This window comes from Pseudomonas sp. P4_B4 (assembly GCF_056402255.1).
The window spans coordinates 20,987-45,932 of the sequence record NZ_JBFUHS010000030.1; the positions used below are offsets into that span (position 1 = coordinate 20,987).

At 60.7% G+C, this 24,946-nt stretch carries 21 protein-coding genes; 11 read left to right on the forward strand and 10 right to left on the reverse strand.

Annotation, left to right across the window (positions count from 1 at the left end; genetic code table 11):
* Positions 1 to 597: 597 nt before the first annotated feature.
* Positions 598 to 1,893 carry a glycine-betaine demethylase subunit GbcA gene (gbcA, locus tag AC1DVE_RS24845; protein WP_223460430.1) on the reverse strand — a complete coding sequence of 432 codons (1,296 nt, stop codon included), beginning with the start codon at positions 1,891 to 1,893 and terminating at the stop codon, positions 598 to 600.
* Positions 1,894 to 2,176: 283 nt separating this feature from the next.
* Between gbcA and gbcB the strand changes: the two genes are divergently transcribed.
* Complete coding sequence (gbcB, locus tag AC1DVE_RS24850; protein ID WP_223460428.1) at positions 2,177 to 3,277, forward strand: glycine-betaine demethylase subunit GbcB; 1,101 nt, start codon at positions 2,177 to 2,179, stop codon at positions 3,275 to 3,277.
* 113 nt (positions 3,278 to 3,390) lie between these two features.
* Here the strand turns inward: gbcB and AC1DVE_RS24855 are convergent, their stop codons facing one another.
* Both AC1DVE_RS24855 and AC1DVE_RS24860 read right to left on the reverse strand, forming a co-directional pair.
* Positions 3,391 to 4,215, reverse strand: a complete 825-nt coding sequence (locus tag AC1DVE_RS24855) for an SDR family oxidoreductase (RefSeq protein ID WP_223460426.1) — start codon at positions 4,213 to 4,215, stop codon at positions 3,391 to 3,393.
* 611 nt (positions 4,216 to 4,826) lie between these two features.
* Positions 4,827 to 5,867, reverse strand: coding sequence for a threonine aldolase family protein (locus AC1DVE_RS24860; RefSeq protein ID WP_223460424.1), 1,041 nt, complete (start codon positions 5,865 to 5,867; stop codon positions 4,827 to 4,829).
* A 132-nt stretch (positions 5,868 to 5,999) separates the two neighbouring features.
* Between AC1DVE_RS24860 and AC1DVE_RS24865 the strand changes: the two genes are divergently transcribed.
* From AC1DVE_RS24865 to AC1DVE_RS24905, 9 genes are all read left to right on the forward strand, one after another.
* Entirely contained in the window at positions 6,000 to 6,740 is a 741-nt protein-coding gene (locus tag AC1DVE_RS24865; protein ID WP_223534117.1) for a TraX family protein, read from the forward strand.
* A gap of 315 nt (positions 6,741 to 7,055) precedes the next feature.
* On the forward strand, positions 7,056 to 8,309 hold the full coding sequence (gene glyA, locus AC1DVE_RS24870) for a serine hydroxymethyltransferase (protein WP_223460422.1): 1,254 nt from the start codon (positions 7,056 to 7,058) through the stop codon (positions 8,307 to 8,309).
* Positions 8,310 to 8,332: 23 nt separating this feature from the next.
* Entirely contained in the window at positions 8,333 to 9,583 is a 1,251-nt protein-coding gene (locus AC1DVE_RS24875) for a sarcosine oxidase subunit beta (protein WP_007947735.1), read from the forward strand.
* Positions 9,584 to 9,597: 14 nt separating this feature from the next.
* On the forward strand, positions 9,598 to 9,927 hold the full coding sequence (locus AC1DVE_RS24880) for a sarcosine oxidase subunit delta (protein ID WP_046039383.1): 330 nt from the start codon (positions 9,598 to 9,600) through the stop codon (positions 9,925 to 9,927).
* Positions 9,924 to 12,941: a sarcosine oxidase subunit alpha gene (locus AC1DVE_RS24885; protein ID WP_223460420.1), complete on the forward strand. Its 3,018-nt coding sequence runs from the start codon at positions 9,924 to 9,926 to the stop codon at positions 12,939 to 12,941. The genes AC1DVE_RS24880 and AC1DVE_RS24885 overlap by 4 nt, the downstream gene beginning before the upstream one ends.
* Before the next feature lie 179 nt (positions 12,942 to 13,120).
* Positions 13,121 to 13,753: a sarcosine oxidase subunit gamma gene (locus tag AC1DVE_RS24890; protein ID WP_126047958.1), complete on the forward strand. Its 633-nt coding sequence runs from the start codon at positions 13,121 to 13,123 to the stop codon at positions 13,751 to 13,753.
* A 211-nt stretch (positions 13,754 to 13,964) separates the two neighbouring features.
* Positions 13,965 to 14,822 (forward strand): formyltetrahydrofolate deformylase, encoded by an 858-nt coding sequence (purU, locus tag AC1DVE_RS24895; protein WP_007981374.1) that lies wholly within the window; start codon positions 13,965 to 13,967, stop codon positions 14,820 to 14,822.
* Positions 14,823 to 14,953: 131 nt separating this feature from the next.
* Entirely contained in the window at positions 14,954 to 16,153 is a 1,200-nt protein-coding gene (gene fdhA, locus AC1DVE_RS24900) for a formaldehyde dehydrogenase, glutathione-independent (RefSeq protein ID WP_150725145.1), read from the forward strand.
* Positions 16,154 to 16,387: 234 nt separating this feature from the next.
* Complete coding sequence (locus AC1DVE_RS24905; RefSeq protein WP_223460416.1) at positions 16,388 to 16,942, forward strand: DUF2780 domain-containing protein; 555 nt, start codon at positions 16,388 to 16,390, stop codon at positions 16,940 to 16,942.
* 1 nt (position 16,943) lies between these two features.
* On the opposite strand, the gene AC1DVE_RS24910 is transcribed toward AC1DVE_RS24905, so the two are convergent.
* Positions 16,944 to 17,831, reverse strand: a complete 888-nt coding sequence (locus AC1DVE_RS24910) for an acyltransferase (RefSeq protein WP_223460414.1) — start codon at positions 17,829 to 17,831, stop codon at positions 16,944 to 16,946.
* A gap of 164 nt (positions 17,832 to 17,995) precedes the next feature.
* On the opposite strand from AC1DVE_RS24910, the gene rloA2 reads away from it, so the two are divergent.
* Entirely contained in the window at positions 17,996 to 18,502 is a 507-nt protein-coding gene (rloA2, locus tag AC1DVE_RS24915) for a retropepsin-like aspartic peptidase RloA2 (RefSeq protein WP_223460412.1), read from the forward strand.
* Between the two features lie 12 nt (positions 18,503 to 18,514).
* Here the strand turns inward: rloA2 and AC1DVE_RS24920 are convergent, their stop codons facing one another.
* The 6 genes from AC1DVE_RS24920 to AC1DVE_RS24945 form a co-directional block, all read right to left on the reverse strand.
* Positions 18,515 to 19,144 carry a glutathione S-transferase family protein gene (locus AC1DVE_RS24920; RefSeq protein ID WP_223460410.1) on the reverse strand — a complete coding sequence of 210 codons (630 nt, stop codon included), beginning with the start codon at positions 19,142 to 19,144 and terminating at the stop codon, positions 18,515 to 18,517.
* Between the two features lie 167 nt (positions 19,145 to 19,311).
* Entirely contained in the window at positions 19,312 to 19,491 is a 180-nt protein-coding gene (locus AC1DVE_RS24925) for a hypothetical protein (protein ID WP_223460408.1), read from the reverse strand.
* Complete coding sequence (locus AC1DVE_RS24930) at positions 19,488 to 20,618, reverse strand: PepSY-associated TM helix domain-containing protein (protein WP_223460406.1); 1,131 nt, start codon at positions 20,616 to 20,618, stop codon at positions 19,488 to 19,490. Before AC1DVE_RS24930 ends, AC1DVE_RS24925 begins: the two co-directional genes overlap by 4 nt.
* 72 nt (positions 20,619 to 20,690) lie before the next feature.
* Complete coding sequence (locus AC1DVE_RS24935) at positions 20,691 to 23,135, reverse strand: TonB-dependent siderophore receptor (RefSeq protein ID WP_223460404.1); 2,445 nt, start codon at positions 23,133 to 23,135, stop codon at positions 20,691 to 20,693.
* A gap of 241 nt (positions 23,136 to 23,376) precedes the next feature.
* Positions 23,377 to 24,351, reverse strand: a complete 975-nt coding sequence (locus tag AC1DVE_RS24940) for a FecR domain-containing protein (protein ID WP_223460402.1) — start codon at positions 24,349 to 24,351, stop codon at positions 23,377 to 23,379.
* Entirely contained in the window at positions 24,348 to 24,866 is a 519-nt protein-coding gene (locus AC1DVE_RS24945; RefSeq protein WP_223460400.1) for an RNA polymerase sigma factor, read from the reverse strand. The genes AC1DVE_RS24940 and AC1DVE_RS24945 overlap by 4 nt, the downstream gene beginning before the upstream one ends.
* Between the last annotated feature and the right edge of the window lie 80 nt (positions 24,867 to 24,946).

Consider the following 24,946-nt stretch of genomic DNA (forward strand, 5'->3'; position numbering starts at 1 on the left):
TGTGGATAAGATGTTTGCTTTCGGCTGTAGGCCTTATAAACAGGGGCTTTCATGGTTGCGATCAAAAAATGATCAATTGATGGTTGTGAGCCGTAGAATTCCACGCAAACACCGGTTTCTTGCGGGTTATAGCGGTTTTCCACAGTGTCTTCGAAGTTAACCCCAAAGTCTGTTGGCGCTTCTGTGGATAAGGTGTTCGCCATCCTCTGAAAGCTACGCAGTCCGTGCCTTTCAGGCTTCTGATCAAAAAATGATCAGACCGCTCGTGGAAGCATGCTTCTGGATAAGTCACGATTTTTCTTTGGGTTTTGTGGAGAAATTTTGCGGTCTTTCCACAGTTGTCCCCAATAGCTGTGGGTGGAGGTGTGGATAACTTGTTCGCGGAAGGCTGGGAGGTGCGGCGGGCATAGGCCTGAACGAGATAGGTCATATTTCGTACAGTTCTAATAGGGAGAGGAATTACCGTGAGGACTGTGTTGATGCTGAGGGCGCCATCGCGAGCAGGCTCTCTCCTACATTCGATTGGTGTCGTTCACAGAGTTTGTGTACACCACCGATCCACTGTAGGAGCGAGCCTGCTCGCGATGCTTTTGATGTTTAGCCGCTAACCGGGACACCCTTGAGGTACGGCGCAGGCTCGGCCCCCAGGTTGCTCAGCAGACGCTCGCTGTACCAGTCCACGAAGTTCACCACGCCGAACTCATAGGTCTTGGAGTACGGACCAGGCTGGTACGCGGTGGAGTTGATGCCGCGCTGGTTCTCTTCGGCCAGGCGACGGTCCTGGTCGTTGGTGGCGTCCCAGACCTGGCGCATGCGCTCCACGTCGTAGTCCACGCCTTCGACCGCGTCCTTGTGCACGATCCATTTGGTGGTGACCATGGTTTCCTGGGCGCTGATCGGCCACACGGTGAACACGATGATGTGGTCGCCCATGCAGTGGTTCCAGGAGTGCGGCAGGTGCAGGATGCGCATCGAGCCCAGGTCCGGGTTCTGGATGCGGCCCATCAGCTTGGCGCAGCCCTGCTTGCCGTCCATGGTCATCGACACGGTGCCCTTGAGCAGCGGCATGCGCACGATGCGGTTACGCAGGCCGAAGCTGGCGTGGGCGTAAGGGATCTTCTCGGCTTCCCAGGCAGCGGCGGAGGCGGCTACGTGGTCCTTGAAGGCCTGGTCGGCGCGCGGGTCGGTGACGTCGTCCCACTCCAGCAGGGTTTTCAGCAGTTCCGGGTGCGACGCGTTGCAGTGGTAGCACTCGCGGTTGTTTTCCAGCACCAGTTTCCAGTTGGCCTTTTCCATCAAGGTGGTTTGCACCGCCACCTTGGTGTTCTCCATGTCGTACGGTTCCATGTAGTGGTTGAGCGTCGACAGGAAGTCATCGATGGCCGGCGGGTTTTCCGCCAGGCTGATGAAGATGTAGCCGCCGGCGGTCTTCACGTTCACCGGCTTGAGGCCGTACTCTTTCATGTCGAAGTCGGCGCCCATTTCGGTGCCGGCGAACAGCAGGCGGCCGTCCAGTTCGTAGGTCCACTGGTGGTAGTGGCAAACCAGCTTGGCAACCTTGCCTTTTTCGCTGGTGCACAGGCGCGAGCCACGGTGGCGGCAGACGTTGTGGAACGCATGCACCACGCCTTCGGCGCCACGGATCACGATGATCGGGTTCTTGCCGATCTGCAGGGTCAGGTAGTTGCCCTTGGTAGGGATTTCGCAGGTCATGCCGGCGATCAACCACTCTTTCTGAAAGATTTCCTGCATGTCGATATCAAACAGGCGCTCGTCGGAGTAAAACGGCTGCGGCAGCGAGAACGTGCGCTCGCGCTCTTGCAGCATCTGTGCGGTGGCCTTGCGTGCGGGTTCCAGCGGATCGCCCAGGCTCAGGGTAGTAGTGACGTCCATCGTTTAATCCTCAAGGCCATTCTGTGTGGCCGGCGAAAGTGGCTGATCAGGGTTGCTACGCAAGGTGTAATGGTTGTGTCTTGGTATGGGGCGAGTGTGGGGCCGGCGCTGGCCAGAACCTTATCCATGGGCGACATGGTGCAATCTGTTCCCGACGCGCAAGCCCCGGTCGTTGGGGGCTGGTCGCGATAAGCATGTCAATGTCGCAGATAGGTAAATGGATGGTTCGCGCTATACGCAGAATCGCCAACATGAAGGCCGACAGTCGGCCGTGGAGATCAGCATGTCCAACAGCTTCCTGAACCCGGTAACCACCCAGACCTGGGCCAATGGTCGACACATCGTCCGTTGCGTCAAAGTCATCCAGGAAACCTGGGATGTGCGCACCTTTTGCTTCATGGCCGACCAGCCGATCCTGTTTTTCTTCAAACCGGGGCAGTTTGTCACCCTGGAGCTGGAGATTGAAGGCCAGCCGATCATGCGTTCGTACACCATTTCCAGCTCACCATCGGTGCCGTACAGCTTTTCGGTGACCATCAAGCGTGTGCCGGGCGGCAAGGTGTCCAATTGGCTGCACGACACCCTGCACGAAGGCCAGGAGCTGGCAGTGCACGGGCCGGTCGGGCTGTTCAATGCCATGGACTTCACCGCGCCGAAGGTACTCTACTTAAGCGGCGGCGTTGGTATCACGCCGGTCATGTCCATGGCGCGCTGGTTCTACGACACCAACGGCAATGTCGACATGGTGTTTATCCACAGCGCCCGTTCGCCTAAAGACATCATTTACCACCGTGAGCTGGAACACATGGCGTCGCGGATCGACAACTTCAGCCTGCACCTGATCTGCGAGAAGCACGGTATGGGTGAGCCCTGGGCCGGTTATCGCGGTTACCTGAACCACAGAATGCTTGAATTGATGGCGCCTGACTTCCTTGAGCGCGAAGTATTCTGCTGCGGCCCGACACCGTATATGAATGCGGTCAAGCGCTTGCTGGAAGCCGCTGGCTTCGACATGTCGCGTTATCACGAAGAATCCTTCGGTGCGACCCCGCCAGAGGCGCGCGCTGACGCCGTGGAACACGCCGAACAAGCGGCCGAGGCACCGGAAGTCGACGCCGCGGATTTGCATCAAGTGGAATTCACCACCTCCGGCAAGAGCATCCGCGTGGCCCCGGGTGAGACCGTGCATGCAGCGGCGGCCAAGGTCGGCCTGATGATTCCCAAAGCCTGCGGCATGGGGATTTGTGGGACGTGCAAGGTGTTGAAGCTGGGTGGTGAAGTGGAGATGGATCACAACGGCGGGATCACTGAAGAAGACGAAGCGGATGGGTTCATTCTGTCGTGCTGCAGCGTGCCGAAAGGCGATGTGCGGATCGAATATTGATTCGGGATCCCTTGTAGGAGCGAGCTTGCTCGCGAAAGCGGTATGTCAGACGCAAAGATGTCGATTGACCTGACGCTTTCGCGGGCAAGCCCGCTCCTACAATGATTGGTGTTTCAATCCACAAACAGATCCGTCATCAGCTTGTCGCTGCTGTCGGGCGCGAACCGATAGTGTTCGAACTCCGTCACACCGCTTTCCCGCAGTATCTCCTCATCAATCAGCAAACGCCCGGTCAAGCTGCGGTTTGCGCTGATCAGAATCACATGCGCGGCATCGGCCATGATCGCAGGCAGGCGCGCATGCTTGAACGATTCCCTCGACCCCAGCTGAAACTCGATGGCAGCGGTGGCGATCATCGTCTGTGGCCACAGCGAGTTGACGCTGATGCCATAGTTCTTGAATTCCTCACTCATGCCCAGGGTCAGCATGCTCATGCCGTACTTGGTGACGGTGTAGGGGCTGTATTGGGCGAACCACTTGGTGGCCAGGTTCAACGGCGGGGACAGGTTGAGGATGTGGCCGCTGGACTTCTTCAAGTACGGCAGCGCAGCCTGGCTACACAGCAATACGGCGCGGGTGTTGATCTGGTGCATCAGGTCGAAGCGCTTGAGTTCAAGGTGCTGGACCCCGGTCAGCTTGATCGCCCCGGCGTTGTTGATCAGTGCATCAATGCTGCCGAAATGTTCGTTGGCCTGGGCCAGCGCCTCACGGACGGTATCCTCCTCACGTACATCTACCTGCAAGGCCAAAGCCTTGCCGCCCGCGGCTTCCACTTCCTGGGCCACGCTGAAAATCGTGCCTGGCAGCTTGGGGTGGGGTTCGGCACTTTTGGCGGCGATCACAATGTTGGCCCCATCGCGTGCGGCCCGCAGCGCGATCTCGCGGCCAATACCGCGGCTGGCGCCGGTGATGAACAGGGTTTTGCCTTGCAATGACATGTACACGCTCCTGATTGTTGTTATATGAGCGGACGAGCTCGACAGAGAATGTAGACGAAGCCTGATGGCGCGAGCGGACAAAAGTGACCTTCACCCTTTGGCGGAGGTCGTTTCGGGATCCGCGAAGTGTTGTAGTGGGTAAGGTGAAACGGAGGGGTCTACTGTAGAAGACGTTTGATGGGCTCCGCGTCTAGAGGGCTTTGACGCGGAGCATTGGAGCGATAATTTACGGCCTTTCTGAGGAGACCTCGATTTTGTAATTATTTGACATCTGTTGCACGAAAACCTTTTTTACAACAATGGATTCTGAATTGTCGTGATGTTTAATTGTGTCGCCGATGTTCACAATCTTTAAAAATTCATCTCTTTCAACTTCTGTAGCAGTACTTGTCAGAAGCACACCCTGTGATTGATCGTTCATTTTGATCGCTCTCTACTGGAACAGCGTTTGCGCCGAATGTTCGACGGGCCTTGTTCCTGAAAGACTGCGTAACCTTTTCAGGTGTTCCGACGATACGCCAGCATTGCAGAGTAGTTGAACTGTCAGAAATAACAGTTCTGATGAGCGGCGCGACGCAATCCGGATGCGCCTGCCGCTGCTGGTGCCAGATTCAGGCACTCATCACTTCACGAATATCTTTCGCCAATTCACGCACCCGCTCTTCCTCGGTGTCCCACGAGCACATGAAGCGTGCGCCGCCGTTGCCGATGAAGGTGTAGAAGCGCCAGCCCTTGGCGGTCAGTGCGGCGATGGCCGGTTCCGACAGTTGCAGGAACACGCCGTTGGCCTGTACCGGGAACATCAGTTCCACGCCGGGAATGTCGCTGACCAGTTCGGCCAGCAATTGCGCGCAGTGGTTAGCGTGGCGGGCGTATTTGAGCCAGGTGTCGTTTTTCAGGATGCCGACCCAGGGTGCTGACAGAAAGCGCATCTTCGATGCCAGTTGCCCGGCCTGCTTGCAGCGGTAGTCGAAGTCTTCAGCCAGTTTTTGGTTGAAGAACAGGATCGCCTCGCCCACGGCCATGCCGTTTTTCGTGCCGCCAAAGCACAGCACGTCGACGCCGGCCTTCCAGGTCAGGTCAGCCGGGGTGCAGCCGAGGAAGGCGCAGGCGTTGGAGAACCGTGCGCCGTCCATGTGCAGGTTCAAGCCCAGCTCTTTGCAGGTGGCGCTGATGGCGCGGATTTCGTCCGGGGTGTAGACGCTGCCGACTTCGGTGGCCTGGGTCAGGGTCACGACGCGGGGTTTCGGGTAATGGATGTCCTGGCGCTTGAGCGCGACCTCGCGGATCGATTCCGGGGTCAGCTTGCCGTTTTCAGTGCGGGCGATCAGCAGTTTGGAGCCGTTGGAGAAGAATTCCGGTGCGCCGCATTCGTCGGTTTCGACGTGGGCGGTTTCCGAGCAGATCACGCTGTGGTAACTCTGGCACAGCGACGACAGCGCCAGCGAGTTGGCGGCGGTGCCGTTGAAGGCGAAAAACACTTCGCAGTCGGTTGCAAACAGTTTGCGGAAATCATCGGACGCGCGGGCGGTCCACTCGTCGTCGCCGTATGCGCGCTGGTGGCCGTGGTTGGCCTGTTCCATGGCCGCCCAGGCTTCAGGGCAGATGCCGGAATAGTTGTCGCTGGCAAATTGTTGGCTCTTGTCGGTCATGGCCTGCTTCCGTGGTCGAGATGCCTATGGTGAAGCGTCCCGTGGTCAATGAGGGTGCGCACTGTACCCAAGATCGTCAGGTGGAGCGCACAGGATGTCGCTGTCAGGAACATACACAGTCGAAGGACAATTATGCACGTGACGATGCACAAGGCCATGCACTTAAAGCAGCGCGACGGGGCACTGGATCTGCTCAAGTGGCTGGCGCTGCTCTGCATGGTGATCGATCACCTGCGATATGTCGGTTATTCCGCCGATCTGTTGTATGTGCCGGGGCGTTTGGCGTTTCCGTGGTTCTGCCTGGCGATGGCGGCCAATCTGGCGCGTGTGCGGACTACGACGACCGGCGGCCAATGGCGCTATCTGGGCTGGTTGTTGCTGTTTAGCGCGGTGAGTGAAATTCCTTACCGGATGTACATTCCCAATCCCGACACCTTGAACGTGCTGCCCACCCTTGCCCTGGGCTTGCTGGTGGTTCGTGGCTGGCAGCAGCCGGTGCTTGCGTCGCGCCTGCTGGCCGTCGGCGCGGTACTGCTGGCAGGGTTTTTCTCCCAGCGATTGATGTTCGGGTTCTTTGGCGTGCTGTTGCCGCTGGCGATGCTGCTGGTACTGCAACGGCCCTGGTACTTCGCGCTGATGGCGGGGTTGGTGTGCCTGGCGGGCAATCAGTGGCAGGTGCTGTATTACGCGGCTCGCCTGGGCAATGTCGCGGCGATTCCGGCCATGGTCACGTGCCTGATTGCGCCATGGCTCGGGCTGTTCTTGTTGCGACATGCAACAGGCGTAAAACCACCGCCGATGCGGCGCTGGGCGTATGCGCTGTATCCGGTGCATTTCCTGTTGTTGCTAGCCCTGCGCCAACTCATTGCCTGACTCTGCTTTTGTGGCGAGGGGGCTTGCCCCCGTTGGGCTGCGTAGCGGCCCCGAATGCTGAAACAGCGTTTTTTTCAGGTACACCACGCCTGCCGGATTTGCGACTGCTTCGCAGCCGAACGGGGGCAAGCCCCCTCGCCACAGAGATATCCTCAGCCCAGCCATTTCCCGCCATGTCGTAAACGCACCTTTGCGTGGCGTCCATAGGCATTTGACGACTCCAAGCCAGTCATACCATCGCATTCAAAGGGCACTGCCGAAAAACCAGTGCCTCACCGAGACGAATGGCGCACCGCCGCCGCTGGGAGAGACGCGATGTTCAGCAAGCAAGACCAGATCCAGGGTTACGACGATGCACTGCTGGCGGCGATGAATGCCGAGGAGCAACGTCAGGAAGATCACATCGAGCTGATCGCGTCGGAGAACTACACCAGCAAGCGCGTGATGGAAGCGCAAGGCAGCGGCCTGACCAACAAATACGCCGAAGGCTATCCGGGCAAGCGCTACTATGGCGGTTGCGAGCACGTCGACAAGGTTGAGGCGCTGGCCATCGAGCGCGCCAAGCAACTGTTCGGCGCCGATTACGCCAACGTGCAGCCGCACTCCGGTTCCTCAGCCAATAGCGCCGTATACCTGGCCCTGCTGCAAGCCGGCGACACCATCCTCGGCATGAGCCTGGCCCACGGCGGTCACCTGACCCACGGCGCCAAAGTGTCGTCCTCGGGCAAGCTGTACAACGCCGTGCAGTACGGTATCGACACCAAAACCGGTCTGATCGATTACGACGAAGTCGAGCGCCTGGCCGTCGAGTGCAAGCCGAAGATGATCGTCGCCGGCTTCTCGGCCTACTCCAAGACCCTCGACTTCCCGCGCTTCCGCCAGATCGCCGACAAGGTCGGTGCCCTGCTGTTCGTCGACATGGCCCACGTTGCCGGTCTGGTCGCTGCCGGCCTGTACCCGAACCCGCTGCCTTACGCCGATGTGGTCACCACCACTACCCACAAGACCCTGCGCGGTCCGCGTGGCGGCCTGATCCTGGCCAAGTCCAACGAAGAAATCGAGAAGAAGCTCAACGCGGCAGTTTTCCCGGGTGCCCAGGGCGGCCCGCTGATGCACGTGATCGCCGGTAAGGCAGTGTGCTTCAAGGAAGCGCTGGAGCCTGGCTTCAAGGTTTACCAGCAACAAGTGATCGACAACGCCCAGGCCATGGCCGGCGTGTTTATCAAACGCGGCTACGATGTAGTGTCCGGCGGTACCGACAACCACCTGTTCCTGGTCAGCCTGATCCGTCAGGGTCTGACCGGCAAAGAGGCGGATGCCGCCCTCGGTCGCGCCCACATCACTGTGAACAAGAACGCTGTCCCGAACGATCCACAGTCGCCGTTCGTGACCTCCGGCCTGCGCATCGGCACCCCGGCGGTCACCACGCGCGGCTTCAAGGTGACCCAGTGCGTCACGCTGGCCGGCTGGATCTGCGACATCCTCGACAACCTCGGCGACGCCGATGTCGAGGCCAATGTCGCCGGGCAAGTGGCAGCCCTGTGCGCGGACTTCCCGGTTTATCGCTGAGTGCGGTTTTGGAGTAAATGACTATGCAACGCTACTCGGGCTTCGGCCTCTTCAAACACTCTCTCAGCCATCATGAAAACTGGCAGAAAATGTGGCGCACGCCGACCCCTAAAAAGGTCTACGACGTGGTCATCGTCGGTGGTGGCGGGCATGGTCTCGCAACGGCCTACTACCTGGCCAAGGAACACGGCATCACCAACGTGGCCGTGGTCGAGAAAGGCTGGCTGGGCGGCGGTAACACCGCGCGCAACACCACCATCGTTCGTTCCAACTACCTGTGGGACGAATCGGCGCACCTGTACGAACACGCGATGAAACTGTGGGAAGGCCTGTCCCAGGACCTGAACTACAACGTGATGTTCTCCCAGCGCGGCGTCTACAACCTGTGCCACACCCTGCAGGACATCCGTGATTCCGAGCGTCGGGTCAGCGCCAACCGCCTCAACGGCGTGGACGGTGAACTGCTCGATGCCAAGCAGGTTGCCGACGAGATTCCGTACCTCGACTGCTCCAAGAACACCCGCTACCCGGTGATGGGTGCCACCGTCCAGCGTCGCGGCGGCGTGGCCCGTCACGATGCCGTGGCCTGGGGCTTTGCCCGGGCCGCCGACGCCCTCGGCGTGGACCTGATCCAGCAGACCGAAGTGATCGGTTTCCGCAAGGAAAACGGCGTGTGCATCGGCGTTGAAACCAACAAGGGCTTCATCGGCGCCAAGCGCGTCGGCGTAGTGACCGCCGGTAACTCCGGGCACATGGCCAAGCTCGCCGGTTTCCGCCTGCCGATCGAATCCCACCCGCTGCAAGCGCTGGTGTCCGAGCCGATCAAACCGATTATCGACAGCGTGATCATGTCCAACGCCGTACACGGTTACATCAGCCAGTCCGACAAGGGCGACCTGGTGATCGGCGCCGGTATCGACGGCTACAACGGCTATGGCCAGCGTGGTTCGTACCCGGTGATCGAGCACACCATCCAGGCCATCGTCGAGATGTTCCCGGTGCTGTCGCGCGTACGCATGAACCGTCAGTGGGGCGGCATCGTCGACACCACGCCGGATGCCTGCCCGATCATTTCGAAAACCCCGGTACCGAACATGTTCTTCAACTGCGGTTGGGGCACCGGTGGCTTCAAGGCTACACCTGGCTCGGGCAACGTGTTTGCTGCGAGCCTGGCCAAGGGTGAAATGCACCCACTGGCCGCACCTTTCTCCATCGACCGTTTCCACAACGGTGCGTTGATCGATGAACACGGCGCTGCTGCGGTTGCCCACTAACAGGAGAAATCCCCATGTTGCATATCTTCTGTCCTCACTGCGGCGAACTGCGCTCCGAAGAGGAATTCCATGCATCCGGCCAGGCGCACATCCCGCGTCCACTGGATCCGAACACCTGCACCGACGAGGAGTGGGGCGACTACATGTTCTTCCGCGATAACCCGCGCGGTCTGCACCACGAGCTGTGGGATCACGTCGCCGGTTGCCGTCAGTACTTCAACGTCACCCGCGACACCGTGACCTACGAGATTCTCGAAACCTACAAGATCGGCACCAAGCCACAATTCACCGACAAGACCGATAGCCCGAAAGCGGCCAGCACGGCTCTGGGAGAGAAGGTATGAGCCAGATCAATCGCCTGTCCAATGGCGGACGGATCGACCGCAACAAAGTCTTGACCTTCACCTTCAACGGCCAGAACTACAAAGGCTTCGAAGGCGATTCCCTGGCCGCTGCACTGCTGGCCAACGGCGTCGATATCATCGGTCGCAGTTTCAAGTATTCCCGTCCGCGCGGCATCTTCGCTGCGGGCGCTGAAGAGCCGAACGCGGTGCTGCAGATCGGCGCCACCGAAGCCACGCAGATCCCGAACGTGCGCGCCACGCAACAGGCGCTGTATCAGGGCCTGGTCGCCACCAGCACCAACGGCTGGCCGAGCGTGAACAACGACATGATGGGGATTCTCGGCAAGGTCGGCGGCAAGCTGATGCCACCGGGCTTCTACTACAAAACTTTCATGTACCCGCAATCGTTCTGGATGACCTACGAGAAGTACATCCGCAAGGCTGCCGGCCTTGGCCGCTCGCCGACCGAGAACGATCCGGACACCTACGACTACATGAACCAGCACTGCGACGTGCTGATCGTCGGTGCCGGCCCTGCAGGTCTGGCCGCTGCACTGGCCGCTGCGCGCAGCGGTGCCCGTGTAATTCTGGCTGACGAACAGGAAGAGTTCGGCGGCAGCTTGCTCGACTCCCGCGAAAGCCTCGACGGCAAGCCTGCGATGGAGTGGGTGGCCAGCGTCATCGACGAGCTGAAGAACACCCCGGACGTGCTGCTGTTGCCGCGCGCCACAGTAAACGGCTACCACGACCACAACTTCCTGACCATTCACGAGCGCCTGACCGATCACCTCGGCGACCGCGCACCGATTGGCCAGGTGCGTCAGCGCATCCACCGGGTCCGCGCCAATCGCGTGGTACTGGCAACCGGCGCTCACGAGCGTCCACTGGTCTACGGCAACAACGACGTGCCGGGCAACATGCTCGCCGGCGCCATCTCGACTTATGTGCGTCGTTACGGCGTGGCACCGGGCAAGAAGCTGGTGCTGTCGACCAACAACGACCACGCCTACCGCGTTGCCCTGGATTGGCTCGATGCCAGCCTGCAAGTGGTGGCCATCGCCGACGCCCGCAGCAATCCGCGTGGTGCGCTGGTGGAAGAAGCCCGTGCCAAAGGCATCCGTATCCTCACCGGCAGCGCCGTGATCGAGGCCCGTGGCAGCAAACGCGTGACCGCTGCCCGTGTGGCCGCCATCGATGTCAAAGCCCACACGGTGACCAGCCCAGGCGAATGGCTTGAATGCGACGTGGTGGCCAGCTCCGGCGGCTACAGCCCGGTGGTTCACCTGGCTTCGCACTTGGGCGGCAAGCCGACCTGGCGCGAAGACATCCTCGGTTTCGTACCGGGCGAAGCACCGCAGAAACGCGTGTGCGTCGGTGGCATCAACGGCGTCTACGGCCTCGGCGATTCCCTGGCCGACGGTTTTGAAGGTGGCGTTCGCGCTGCTGCCGAAGCTGGCTTCCAGTCGGTTGAAGGCGTGCTGCCCAAAGCCCTGAGCCGTCTCGAAGAGCCGACCCTGGCGCTGTTCCAGGTGCCCCATGAAAAGAACACCGCACGGGCGCCGAAGCAATTCGTCGACCTGCAAAACGACGTCACCGCCGCCGCCATCGAACTGGCGACCCGCGAGGGCTTCGAGTCGGTCGAGCACGTCAAGCGTTACACCGCGCTGGGCTTCGGCACCGATCAGGGCAAGCTCGGCAACGTCAACGGCCTGGCCATCGCTGCCCGCTCGCTGAACGTGACCATCCCGCAGATGGGCACCACCATGTTCCGCCCGAACTACACGCCGGTGACTTTCGGCGCCGTAGCCGGTCGTCACTGTGGACACATCTTCGAGCCGGTGCGCTACACCGCACTGCATCAATGGCACCTGAAAAATGGCGCCGAGTTCGAAGACGTCGGCCAGTGGAAACGTCCTTGGTACTTCCCGAAATCCGGTGAAGACCTGCATGCCGCGGTGAAGCGCGAATGCAAAGCCGTGCGCGACAGCGTCGGCCTGCTGGATGCTTCGACCCTGGGCAAAATCGACATCCAGGGCCCGGATACGCGTGAGTTCCTCAACCGCGTCTACACCAACGCCTGGACCAAGCTCGATGTGGGCAAGGCCCGTTACGGCCTGATGTGCAAAGAAGACGGCATGGTCTTCGACGACGGCGTGACGGCTTGCCTGGCCGACAACCATTTCGTCATGACCACCACCACTGGCGGCGCGGCTCGCGTACTTCAGTGGCTGGAACTGTACCACCAGACCGAATGGCCGGACATGAAGGTGTACTTCACCTCCGTCACCGACCACTGGGCGACCATGACCCTGTCCGGGCCGAACAGCCGCAAGCTGCTCGCTGAAGTCACCGACATCGACCTGAGCAACGAAGCCTTCCCGTTCATGACCTGGAAAGAAGGTCTGGTGGGTGGTGTGCCGGCGCGGGTATTCCGGATTTCGTTTACCGGTGAACTGTCGTACGAAGTCAACGTGCAAGCCGACTACGCCATGGGCGTGCTGGAAAAAATCGTCGATGCCGGCAAGAAGTACAACCTGACCCCGTACGGCACTGAAACCATGCACGTGCTGCGGGCCGAGAAGGGCTTCATCATCGTCGGCCAGGACACCGATAGCTCGATGACCCCGGACGACCTGAACATGGGCTGGTGCGTCGGTCGCACCAAACCGTTCTCGTGGATCGGCTGGCGCGGCATGAACCGTGAAGATTGCGTGCGTGATCAGCGCAAGCAACTGGTTGGCCTGAAGCCGATCGACCCGAACAAATGGCTGCCGGAAGGCGCGCAACTGGTGTTCAACACCAAGCAAGCCATCCCGATGACCATGGTTGGTCACGTGACTTCCAGTTACCTGCACAACTCCCTGGGCTATTCGTTCGCCATGGGCGTGGTCAAGGGCGGGTTGCAGCGGATGGGCGAGCGAGTGTTCGCTCCGCTGGCCGACGGCAGCGTGATCGAGGCGGAAATCGTTTCTTCGGTGTTCTTCGATCCGAAGGGCGAACGCCAGAACGTTTGATGGCTTCAAGGCTTGTGAGTGGGCAATGACACCGAGTCGGCCCATTCGCGAGCAAGCCCGCTCCCACAGGGGAATGCGGTCAAATGTGGGAGCGGCGGTGCGACGATTCGCCTTGCTCGCGAAGGCGGTAGTGCAGCCACCACAAGGCCGGAACCAACAGAATTCAGGAAAGGTGCTTTATGACCGCAGCCAATGTTTACCAACAACGCCCAACCTCCGGGGCCAAGGCCGAGTCGTCGCTGCATCACGCCGACCTCGCCAGCCTGGTGGGCAAGGGCCGCAAGAACGCCGGCGTGACCGTGCGTGAGAAAAAACTCCTCGGCCACCTGACCATCCGGGGCGATGGCCACGATGCCGCGTTTGCCGCCGGTGTGCACAAGGCCCTCGGCATCGAATTGCCGGGTGCGCTGACCGTCATCGTCAAAGGTGAAACCAGCCTGCAATGGATGGGGCCGGATGAGTGGCTGCTGATTGTGCCGACCGGTGAGGAACTTGCCGCTGAGCAAAAACTGCGCAAAGCGCTGGGCGATTTGCACATTGCAATCGTCAACGTCAGCGGCGGCCAGCAACTCCTCGAACTCAGCGGCCCGAACGTACGCCAGGTGCTGATGAAGTCCACCAGCTACGACGTGCACCCGAACAACTTCCCGGTGGGCAAAGCCGTCGGCACGGTATTCGCCAAGTCGCAACTGATGATCCGTCACACCGCCGAAGACACCTGGGAACTGCTTATTCGTCGCAGCTTCTCGGATTACTGGTGGCTGTGGTTGCAGGATGCTTCTGCCGAGTATGGCCTGAGCGTACAGGCGTAACTCAGTGTCGTGTCATGACTGCTTTTGTGGCGAGGGAGCTTGTCGGATCGCCGCACCGTCCCGCTCAGCTGCGAAGCAGTCGTAAACCTGAGTCCGCATTCTTCCTGAAGGAATGCGATTTTGGGGTCGCTTCGCAACCCAGCGGGAGCAAGCTCCCTCGCCACAGGTCTTCGCAGTCGCGTAGGTATTTTCGAACAGGAGTCACCGCACTATGAGCCGCGCCCCAGACACATGGATTCTGACCGCCGACTGCCCCAGCGTGCTCGGCACCGTGGACGCGGTGACCCGCTTTCTGTTCGAGCAGGGCTGCTACGTCACCGAGCACCATTCCTTCGATGACCGGCTCTCGGGCCGTTTCTTCATTCGTGTGGAATTCCGCCAGCCTGACGGTTTCGACGAGCAGTCCTTCCGCGCGGGCCTCGCCGAGCGCGGTGAAGCCTTCGGCATGATCTTCGAACTGACCGCGCCGAACTATCGGCCGAAAGTGGTGATCATGGTCTCCAAGGCCGATCACTGCCTCAACGATTTGCTCTATCGCCAGCGCATCGGCCAGTTGTCGATGGACGTCGCCGCCGTGGTCTCCAACCATCCGGACCTCAAGCCACTGGCCGACTGGCACCAGATTCCGTATTACCACTTCCCGCTGGATCCGAACGACAAGCCGTCCCAGGAACGTCAGGTATGGCAGGTCATTGAAGAGTCCGGTGCGGAACTGGTGATCCTTGCGCGCTACATGCAAGTGCTGTCGCCGGAGCTGTGCCGCAAGCTCGATGGAAAGGCGATCAACATTCACCACTCCCTGCTGCCCGGGTTCAAGGGCGCCAAGCCCTATCACCAGGCCTACAACAAGGGCGTGAAACTGGTGGGCGCCACGGCGCATTACATCAACAACGACCTCGATGAAGGCCCGATCATTGCCCAGGGCGTGGAGGCGGTGGACCACAGCCATTACCCGGAAGATTTGATCGCCAAGGGGCGGGATATCGAAGGGCTGACGCTGGCGCGGGCCGTTGGGTATCACATTGAGAGAAGAGTGTTTTTGAACGCGAACAGAACAGTCGTTCTTTAGATTGCCATCGCGAGCCAGCTCGCGATAGCGGCATAACAGACAACACAAGACACACAGGCAATAACCCGAGTACTTAACGCGCTGCCTGCCTGGGCAACGCGGTTCCATAAAAACAACAGCGAGGTGAAAGCATGTCTGGCAATCGTGGTGTGGTGTATCTCGGCGCTGGCAAGGTCGAAGTGCAGAATATTGACTATCCGAAAATGCAGGACCCGCGCGGCAGGAAGATTGAACACGCTGTCATCCTGCGTGTGGTATCCACCAACATCTGTGGTTCCGACCAGCACATGGTGCGCGGGCGTACCACGGCGCAAACCGGCCTGGTGCTGGGCCATGAGATCACCGGTGAAGTGATCGAGAAGGGCAGCGACGTCGAGAACCTGAATATCGGCGACCTGGTGTCCGTACCGTTCAACGTGGCTTGCGGGCGCTGCCGTTCCTGCAAAGAGATGCACACCGGCGTGTGCCTGAGCGTCAACCCGGCGCGTCCGGGCGGTGCTTATGGTTATGTCGACATGGGCGACTGGACCGGTGGCCAGGCCGAATACGCCATGGTGCCGTACGCCGACTTCAACCTGCTGAAACTCCCGGACCGCGATCGGGCGATGGAAAAAATCCGCGACCTGACCTGCCTCTCCGATATCCTGCCGACCGGCTATCACGGCGCCGTGACCGCTGGTGTCGGCCCGGGTAGCACCGTGTACATCGCCGGTGCCGGTCCGGTCGGTCTGGCGGCGGCCGCATCCGCTCGCCTGCTGGGTGCGGCGGTGGTGATCATCGGTGACGTCAACACCGTTCGCCTGGCCCACGCCAAGGCGCAGGGTTTCGAAATCGCCGACCTGTCACTCGATACCCCGCTGCACGAACAGATCGCCGCACTGCTGGGCGAACCGGAAGTGGATTGCGCCATCGACGCCGTAGGCTTCGAAGCCCGTGGCCATGGCCATGACGGCGTGAAACACGAAGCCCCGGCCACCGTGCTCAACTCGCTGATGGGCGTGGTGCGTGTGGCAGGCAAGATCGGCATCCCCGGCCTCTACGTGACCGAAGACCCGGGCGCCGTCGACGCTGCCGCGAAAATGGGCAGCCTGAGCATCCGCTTCGGTCTGGGCTGGGCCAAATCCCACAGCTTCCACACCGGCCAGACCCCGGTGATGAAGTACAACCGCCAGTTGATGCAGGCGATCATGTGGGACCGCATCAACATCGCCGAAGTGGTGGGTGTTCAGGTGATCAGCCTGGATCAGGCGCCGCAGGGCTATGGCGAGTTCGATGCCGGCGTGCCGAAGAAGTTTGTGATCGATCCGCACAAGATGTTCAGCGCGGCGTAAGACTGCAGGCCAAACAAAACGGCGACCTTCGGGTCGCCGTTTTTGTTTGGATATCTTTTCCAACCGGCTGCCCGGTCGTGCCATTCATCGTATGGCATCCAGGGATTCACGTTTCTTATACGTGGCCTGTGTAAAAACGGATGCGCGGCAAGGAACATGATTGAGGATGCCCGGTCGAATCGGGAGTTTTACCGCCGGTTTTCGGATGGTTTCATGGCACAAGAGGATGTCTGGATGAAGATTTCACGCGGTATTGCACTGGCTTCGCTGTTGGCACTGTCCGCCAGCCCGGCCTTTGCACAGTTCAGCCTGAACGACGCGGCCAATGCGATTTCGGGCATGAAGGGCGGTGACGCGACCGCGACTGCCGCACCGGCGCCGCAGACAGCCGACCTGCTAAGCACCCTCAGTGAATTGAACATCACGCCACAACAAGCCATCGGCGGCGCCGGGGCGATGCTGGGGCTGGCGAAGAACCAGTTGAGTCCGACAGACTACTCGGAACTGGCCAAAAGCGTACCGGGCATCGACATGCTCTCGGGCGGCGGTGAGTTGGGTGCACTGGCCGGTCTGCTCGGCTCCAGCGGCAAAGCTGCAGGACTGGGCAATGCCTTGGGTAACGTCAAGAACACCAACGACCTGAACAACGCCTTCAGCGCCCTGGGCATGGACAGCGGCATGATCGGCCTGTTTACCCCGGTGCTCCTGCAATACCTCGGCCAGCAGGGCGTCGGCGGTTCGCTGCTGAGCAGCCTGGGCGGGATCTGGGGTGCCGGCACCGGCAGTTGATTCAGCGGCGCCCGGCGCGCAGGGCGTCGATGCGCTGATCCTTTTCGATCCAGAGCTGGTTGACCCAGTTCTGGGTTTTTTCACGAAACAGCGGATCGTTTTCGTAATCGCCCTGCCACAGCGCCGGGTCGAGTTCGCGGGTCTGGATATCGATGATGACCCTCGGCACATTGCCGCTGATCAAGTCCCAGAACCCCGGAATCTTCTGCTGCGGGTAAACCACCGTCACATCGAGAATCGCGTCCAGCTGTTCACCCATCGCCGCCAGCACAAAGGCCACCCCGCCGGCCTTGGGCTTGTGCAGGCGATTGAACGGTGACTGTTGCTGGGAAGATTTAGCTGCCGTGAAGCGAGTGCCTTCGAGGTAATTGACCACCGTCACCGGTTGGCGCTTGAACAGTTCGCAGGCTTGCCTGGTGATTTCCAGATCCTTGCCGGCCAGTTCCGGATGCCTGGCCAGGAACGCCTTGCTGTAGCGTTTCATGAACGGGTAATCCAGCGCCCACCACGCCAGGCCCAGGAAGGGCACCCAGATCAGTTCTTTCTTGAGGAAAAATTTGAAGAACGGCGTGCGCCGGTTCAGCGTCTGGATCAGCGCCGGGATGTCGACCCAGGATTGATGGTTGCTGATCACCAGATACGAGGTATCACGACGCAGATCGTCACAGCCGCGGATGTCCCATCGGGTGGGGATACACCAGCGGAAAATCAGCTTGTCGATTTCCGACCAGGTCTCGGCGATCCACATCACCGACCATGAGGCGTAATCGCGAAAACGGCCGGGCAGGACCAGTTTGAGCAGGGCAAACACCATCAACGGCCCGATCAGGACCAGGGTATTGAGCACAAGCAGCAGGGTCACGAAACAGCCGGTGAGCAGGCGGCGCATAAGTCACTCGTGGAAGCGTTTGGGCGCGCCATGATAAGCAGCTTCGGGCGGCAGGCCAAATCGGTGCTGACGAATGTTTCACTTTTGGGTCGGTAACCTTGTGGGAACGATCAAGCGAACGACGGTCTAAAATCCGACTGCTCACTCTCATGGAAACCCATCACGTGAAATCCCTCCTTGCAGTGCTCTCCCTCATCGCCCTGCCGGTCATGGCCGCCGAGCCGACCCTGTACGGGCGTTATGAATACATCGCCCTGCCGGAAATCGGCGGGCAGGTCCTCAAGGCCAAAATGGATACCGGCGCCCTGACTGCGTCGCTGTCGGCCAAGGACATCGAAACTTTCAAGCGTGACGGCGAAGACTGGGTGCGTTTCCGCCTCGGCACCAAGGACGCGGGCAATCAGGTCTACGAACACAAGATCGCGCGCATCAGCAAGATCAAGACCCGCTCCGAAGAGGAAGAGGAAGACAGCGAAGTGATCGCACCCACCAAGCGTCCGGTGGTCGATCTGGAACTGTGTCTGGGTAACGTCAAGCGCACGGTCGAGGTCAACCTGACTGACCGCAGCAGCTTCAATTATCCGTTGCTGATCGGCGCGAAGGCGCTGCGTGAGTTTGGCGCGGCGGTGAATCCGGCTCGGCGGTTTACGGCCGACAAGCCGGATTGCTGATCTTTTGAAGGCTTAAATCTTCGGCATCGTCGCAATCATCGAAGGCCGCTGACTCACCTCGAAATACCACGCCGCAAGTTGCGGATTCGCTGTGCGCCAATCCAGATCCGGATGGCGCAGGTCCAGGTAACCCAGTGCGCAGGCCACGCTGATCGCGGCCACGTCGAAGTGGCAGGTCAGCTCGGCAATCGCGTCCTTTTCCAGCAATGCCAGGGCACGACGGATCTTGTCGCGCTGGCCGTCGAGCCACTCGTCCCAGTGTTTCTCCGGGGCGCGCAGGGCGACTTCGTAGCGCACCAGCACGGCCGCGTCCATGATCCCGTCGGCCAGCGACGCCAGGGTCAGGCGCCGCCAGCGGGCCGAACCTTCGCGGGGGATCAGCGGGTTGCCGACGTGCTGGTGGTCGAGGTAGTCGAGGATGACCCGGCTGTCGTGGATGATGTTGCCGTCGGCCAGGCGCAGGGCCGGGATTTTGCTCAGCGGGTTATCTTCGATCAGAGTCAAGTCCGGGTTGACCGGGGTGAGCACACTGGTCTGCAACGCCACGCGGTTCTGTTGACCGGTTTCGTGCAACAGCACCATGACTTTGCGAACGAAGGGGGAGAGCGGGTTGTGGTACAGGGTCATGCTCGGGGCGGACATGGCAGCGTCTCGATCGGTGGCAGTGTCGGGCAGCATAGCGTGTTGGAGCGATAGCTCAAGATGGCAAACACCCCTGTAGGAGTGAGCCTGCTCGCGATGGCGGTGTGTCAGTCAATTCAATATCGACTGATACGGCCCCATCGCGAGCAGGCTCGCTCCTACAGGGGTCAGCGGCGTTGCAGGAGGCCGCGTAGGGCTAGCACAGCCGGGATGCCCAACCCCACCCAGCTCAACGAATCCCACACACCATCCCCGAGCAACGCGGCAAACAACCCTGCCGCGCTGAGCACCGCGATGACGGTCGGAATGGCAAACACTTTCCAGTAATTCGATTGCCGGGGCTTCATGCCACGCTCTCCGCTTTTTCCAGCACCGGCCTGGCAGCCTTGCGCCGTACCACCCACAGGTAGACCCCGCTGCCGAGCACGATGATGGTCAGCACATCGAGGGTCGCCCAGAGGATCTTCATCGGCATGCCGCCGTAGTCACCGAAGTGCAGTGGCTGCGACATGCCCATGGCGTCCATGTACCACGGTCGTTCGGCCACGGCGGTGACTTGCAGGGTGCGGGCGTCGATCAACACGGGTGTCAGTAGATGTGAGGTCAGGTGCGTGCTGCCTTTCATGAACACCGCGTAATGGTGCTCGCTGGAAAACCGCGTGCCGGGGAAGGCGATGAAGTCCGGCTGCATGCCTGGCGCGACGTCCTTGGCAATATCGAGCAAAGGGGGCGCGGGCGCTCGTTGCGTCAGCGGTGGCGCATCGCGGTACGGCGCGACCATCGCGCTCAGGCTGTCGTTGCGCCAGGCGGCAATGATCAGGTCGGCGCAGGCACTGATTACGCCCGTCACGCCCACCACCAAAGCCCAGGTCAAGGTCACGACGCCGATCAGGTTATGCAGGTCGAGCCAGCGCAGGCGCATGGATTTGTCCTGGCGCACGGTGGCGAATTTCAAGCGGCGCATGAACGGCAAATACAACACCGTGCCGGAAACGATCGCCACCACGAACAGAATCCCCATGAACGCCAGCAGCAACTTGCCCGGCAAGCCGGCGAACATGTCCACGTGCAGGCGCAGCATGGTCATCATGAAACCGCCGTTGGCCGATGGCGTCTCCAGCGCTTCGCCGGTACGGGCGTCGAGCATGAAGGTGTGGGACGAGTTCGGCTCGGTGCCTGCGGTCGCGGCCATGATGGTCAGCACCGCGTTGGGCTCATCGTCCTCGAAGCCGAAATACTGCATGACTTCACCGGGACGGTGTCTCTCGGCCGCTTTTACCAACTGCTGCAAATTCAGGTGCGGGGTGTCCGCTGGCATTTCCTTCACGTCAGGCGCATCGCCCAGCAAGTGGTCGATCTCGTGGTGAAAGATCAGCGGCAGGCCGGTCAGTGCCAGCAGCAACAGGAACACCGTACAAATCAGGCTGGTCCAGGTATGAACAGCGGACCAGCGGCGAATTGTTTTACTTTTCATTTCATAGCCTTCAGAAAAACCAAAGCCGTCCACAAAGGACGGCCTGGTCATTGGGCGTGTCAGCTCAGAGCGTTACCACTTGTAGGTTGCACTTGCGACGACACTGCGCTGGTCGCCGTAGTAGCAGTAGAAACTGTCGCAAGTCGAGATGTAGTCCTTGTCGAACAGGTTGGTTGCGTTAACGGCCAGCGAAGCGCCTTTGAGGCTGTTGTCCAGGCGACCGAGGTCGTAGTGAACCACCGCGTCGAACACCGTGTAGGCGCCGGCCTTGCCCAACCAGGTGTTGGCCTGGTCGCCGTAGGTGTTGCCGGTGTAGCGCGCGCCGGCGCCGATGCCGAAGCCATCCAGCACGCCGTTGTGCCAGGTGTAGTCGCCCCACACCGACGCTTGCTGGTTAGGCATCAGTTGCAGGCGATTGCCCTTGTAAATGCCCTCTTGCACTTCGGATTTGGCCAGGGTGTAGGCAGCGGTGACCTTGAGGTTTTCAGTCACGACGGAAACGGCTTCCAGCTCCAGGCCTTTGACTTTCACTTCACCTGTCTGGCTGGTGACTGTCACGTTGCCCACGTTGTTGGTGACGGAAACGTTTTTCTGGGTCAGGTCATACACAGCCGCGGTCAGCAGGGTGTTGCTGCCTGGTGGCTGGTACTTGATCCCCAGTTCCCATTGCTTGCCTTCGGTCGGCTTGAACGACTCGGTTGGCGAGGCGACGGCATTGCTGGTCGGCTGGAACGATTCGGCGTAGGACAGGTAGGGCACGAAGCCCGAGTCGAACACGTAGCTGATCGCCGCGTTGCCGCTGAAGTTCTTGTCGCGTTCGGTGTTGGTGGCATCGCCCTTGTTGAAGAACGTGGTACCGGTATGGACCCAGTCTTCACGGCCGCCGAGGGTCAGGCGCCATTGGTCGAGGGCCATCTGGTCCTGGATGTACAGGCCGGTCTGCTGGGTCTTCTGCTCGTAGTCGTAGAACGCCGTGGAGCGTGCCGGACGTTCGATCGGCAAGCCATAGATCGGGTCGTTGACGTTGATGCCCGGCGCGGTGCCGAAGATCGAGAGGTAGTTGGTGGTGTTGCGCTGGTGGTCCAGGCCGATCAGCAAGGTGTGGCTGACGTCGCCGGTGATGAAGTCGCCCTGGAAGTTGTTGTCCACGGCGAATTGGGCGATGTCTTCGTCGACATTGGTGGTGCCACGACCGGTGTTGCCTTGATCGTCGACGACAAACCCGAACTCGGCAAAATCAGGGTTGTAGCTGTTGACGGTCACGGCCTGGAACGACAGCTCCGACTTGGTGTAGCGCAGGTTCTGCCGGAACTGCCAGACATCGTTCAGGCGGTGTTCGAAGGCATAACCCAGCGCGTAGTAGGTGCGGTCGTAGAAGTCGTAGTTCGGATCACCCAGGTTCTTGTGGTGGGAGATCTCGCCGAACGGCATGTCGATCTTGGTGCCCTGGATCGGATAGAACTGACTGGTGATACCGGTATCGTCACGGGTGAATTGCGTGAGCAGGGTGAACCTGGTGTCTTCGTCGATGTTCCAGGTCAGGCTTGGCGCAATGTTGTAGCGCTTGTCATCGATGTGGTCGATGGGCGTGCCGCCGTCGCGCAGCACGCCGCTGAGGCTGTACAGGAACTGGCCTTCGTCGTCGATCTTGCCGGTGCTGGCGAAGTTGATCTGGCGATGATTGTCGCTGCCGTATTGCAGTTGGATCTCGCTGCTGGCCTCAGCGCTTGGGCGACGGCTGACCATGTCCAGCAGGCCGCCCGGCGGGGTCTGGCCGTACACCGAGGAGGCTGGGCCGCGCAGCAGCGCCAGTCGGTCGAGGTTCCAGGTTTCCTGTTTCGGGTTGGAGTACACACCTTTTGGCAGTGGCAGGCCGTCGAGGAATTGAGTCGGTTCGAAACCCCGCACGCGCAACCAGTCGGAGCGGGTGTCGCTGCCGAAACTGCTGGCGGTGATGCCCGGCAAGTAGCGCACGGCATCATCGAGGGTGTGCGCGTTGCGGTCGTCCATCTGCTCACGAGTGACGACCGAAATCGAACGCGGCGCCTCGACCAGCGCGGTGTCGGTCTTGGTGCCGGCGGCCGTGCGCTTGGCCAGGTAGCCCTGTGCCGGGCCCCAAGCGCTTTCAGAGTCTTCCACACCGATCACGCTGGTGGCCGGCAGGTCCATCACACCCTCGGGCACGGCCACCAGGCTATAGGTGCCCGCACTGCTCAGCTCCAGTTGCAGCCCGGTGCCACGCAGGGCTTCGCGCAGGGCGCCGGTTGCATCGAACTGGCCTTTGACCGGCGCCGAGGTCTTGCCCGCCGCCAGGGATGGATTCAACGACAGGGCCAATCCCGCCTGGCTGGCGATCTGGTTCAGGGTGCTGGCCAACGGCGCGGCCGGCAGGTTGTAGGCGCGGACGCTGGACATCTGTTCAGCGGCGACCAGTTGGCTGCTGGCCAAAGGGGTGCAAAGGGCAATGGCGACTGCCAGCAAACTGCGGCGCAACAGGGAGTCTAGCGAACGAGGCATACAGCGGCTCCTGAATGGAAACATTTCTCAATTGCCTGTGTGCCGGACGAAAATCAAAAAGTGATAGGGCTGGATGAAAATAATTTCGATTTAGAAGTTGGTTGCGGCTGGTATTGGGTCAAAACGGTTTTTGCGGGGAGTCGAACGCCGTCATCGCGAGCAAGCTCGCACACATTTTGAAATGCATTCCAATGTGGGAGCGAGCTTGCTCGCGATGGCGGTTGATCAGACACAAAGCATTTCAGGGCTTGGTATCGGCCTTGGCCACCACCTTCACCCACCATTGCGTGTGCTGTTCGATCTGCACCGGCAGGGTTGGCAGCAGGGCATTGAGTGCCAGGTCGGTGTCGCGCAGCGGGAAGCTGCCGGTGATGCGCAGGTCGGCCACTTCCGGTGCGACGCCGACGTAACCGTTTCGATAGCGGCCGATTTCATGCACCAGATCTTCCAGCCGCGTGTTGTCCACCACCAGCATGCCGCGGGTCCAGGCATCCGCGCCGAGGTTGACGGCCAGAACCGGGCCCAGGCCGTTGTTGCGGATCAGTACCTGCTGGCCTTCGCGCAGAATCTGTTCGTCAAGGTTGGACTCAGGGTGAACCGCCACCGCCGACTGCAAGACGCTCAAACGCGTTCCGTCTTCCTCGCGCTTGACCAGAAACCGCGTACCCAGAGCACGCATGCTGCCTTCGCGGGTTTCGACGATGAACGGCCGGGGATCGCCATGGCCGGTTTCGACCAGGATTTCGCCTTCCTGAAGCACGATGCGCCGCTGCTTTTCATCGAAGCGCACATCCAGGGCGCTGTGGGTGTTGAGATTGATCAGCGTGCCGTCAGCCAGGCGCAGGGTGCGTTGCTCGCCAACGGCGGTGCGCTGGTCGGCCAGCCAATAGTCGATCGGCAGGTAACGATCCCCGGCGAACAGGGCCAGGCCGATCACGGCAACGATACTGGCGACACCGTTGCCAAGCTTACGCACGCGCCGACGAATGCCTTCGCGCGATTGCAGCAGGGCCGTGCGGGCCGGGCCGCTGGCCACGCTGAAACGCTGGTCGAGCATGCCCAACTGGCGCCAGGCGCGGGCGTGCTCTTCGTGGGCCGCGTGCCACTTGGCGAACTCTTCGCGCTCTACCGGGTTGGCGGAGTCCATGGACAACTGCCAGGCAATCGCCGCGTCCAGCACGTTGGCCGATACCGGTTTGGAACTGAGCGGATTCATGTCGGCTCACCATACAGCGCGATGTAGCACTGGCGAATGCCTTGGGCCAGGTACTGGCGCACCCGCGGCACCGACACACCGAGGCGCTCGGCGATTTCTGCGTGGCCGAGGCCGTCGAGGCGGTTGTAGAGGAACGCCGCCCGGGCCTTGCTGGAAAGCTTACCGAGCAAGCGGTCGATGTTTTTCAGGTCTTCGAGGATCATTTGCTGTTCTTCCGCCGACGGTTGCTCGGCTTCGGGAATCAGCATCAGCTCGGTGAGGTAAGCCTGTTCCAGCGCGGCGCGACGGAAATAATCGAAGAGCAGGCCCTTGGCGATCGCCACCAGGAACGCCCGCGGCTCGCGCGGGACCTTCAGTTCCTCACGGCCCAGCAAGCGCACGAAAGTGTCCTGGCTCAGGTCTTCGGCCCGTTGTGGGCAGGCGACGTTGCGTCGAAGCCAGGCCAATAGCCAACCGCGATGGTCACGATACAACGCATCGACGAGCTCACTTTGAGGGCTTGGAACTGACAACACGCCGCATCACCGATTGGGAAATATTAACTAACGAGAATTGTTCGCGATTGTGGCAGAGGCGAGGGAGGTAAGCAATTGGC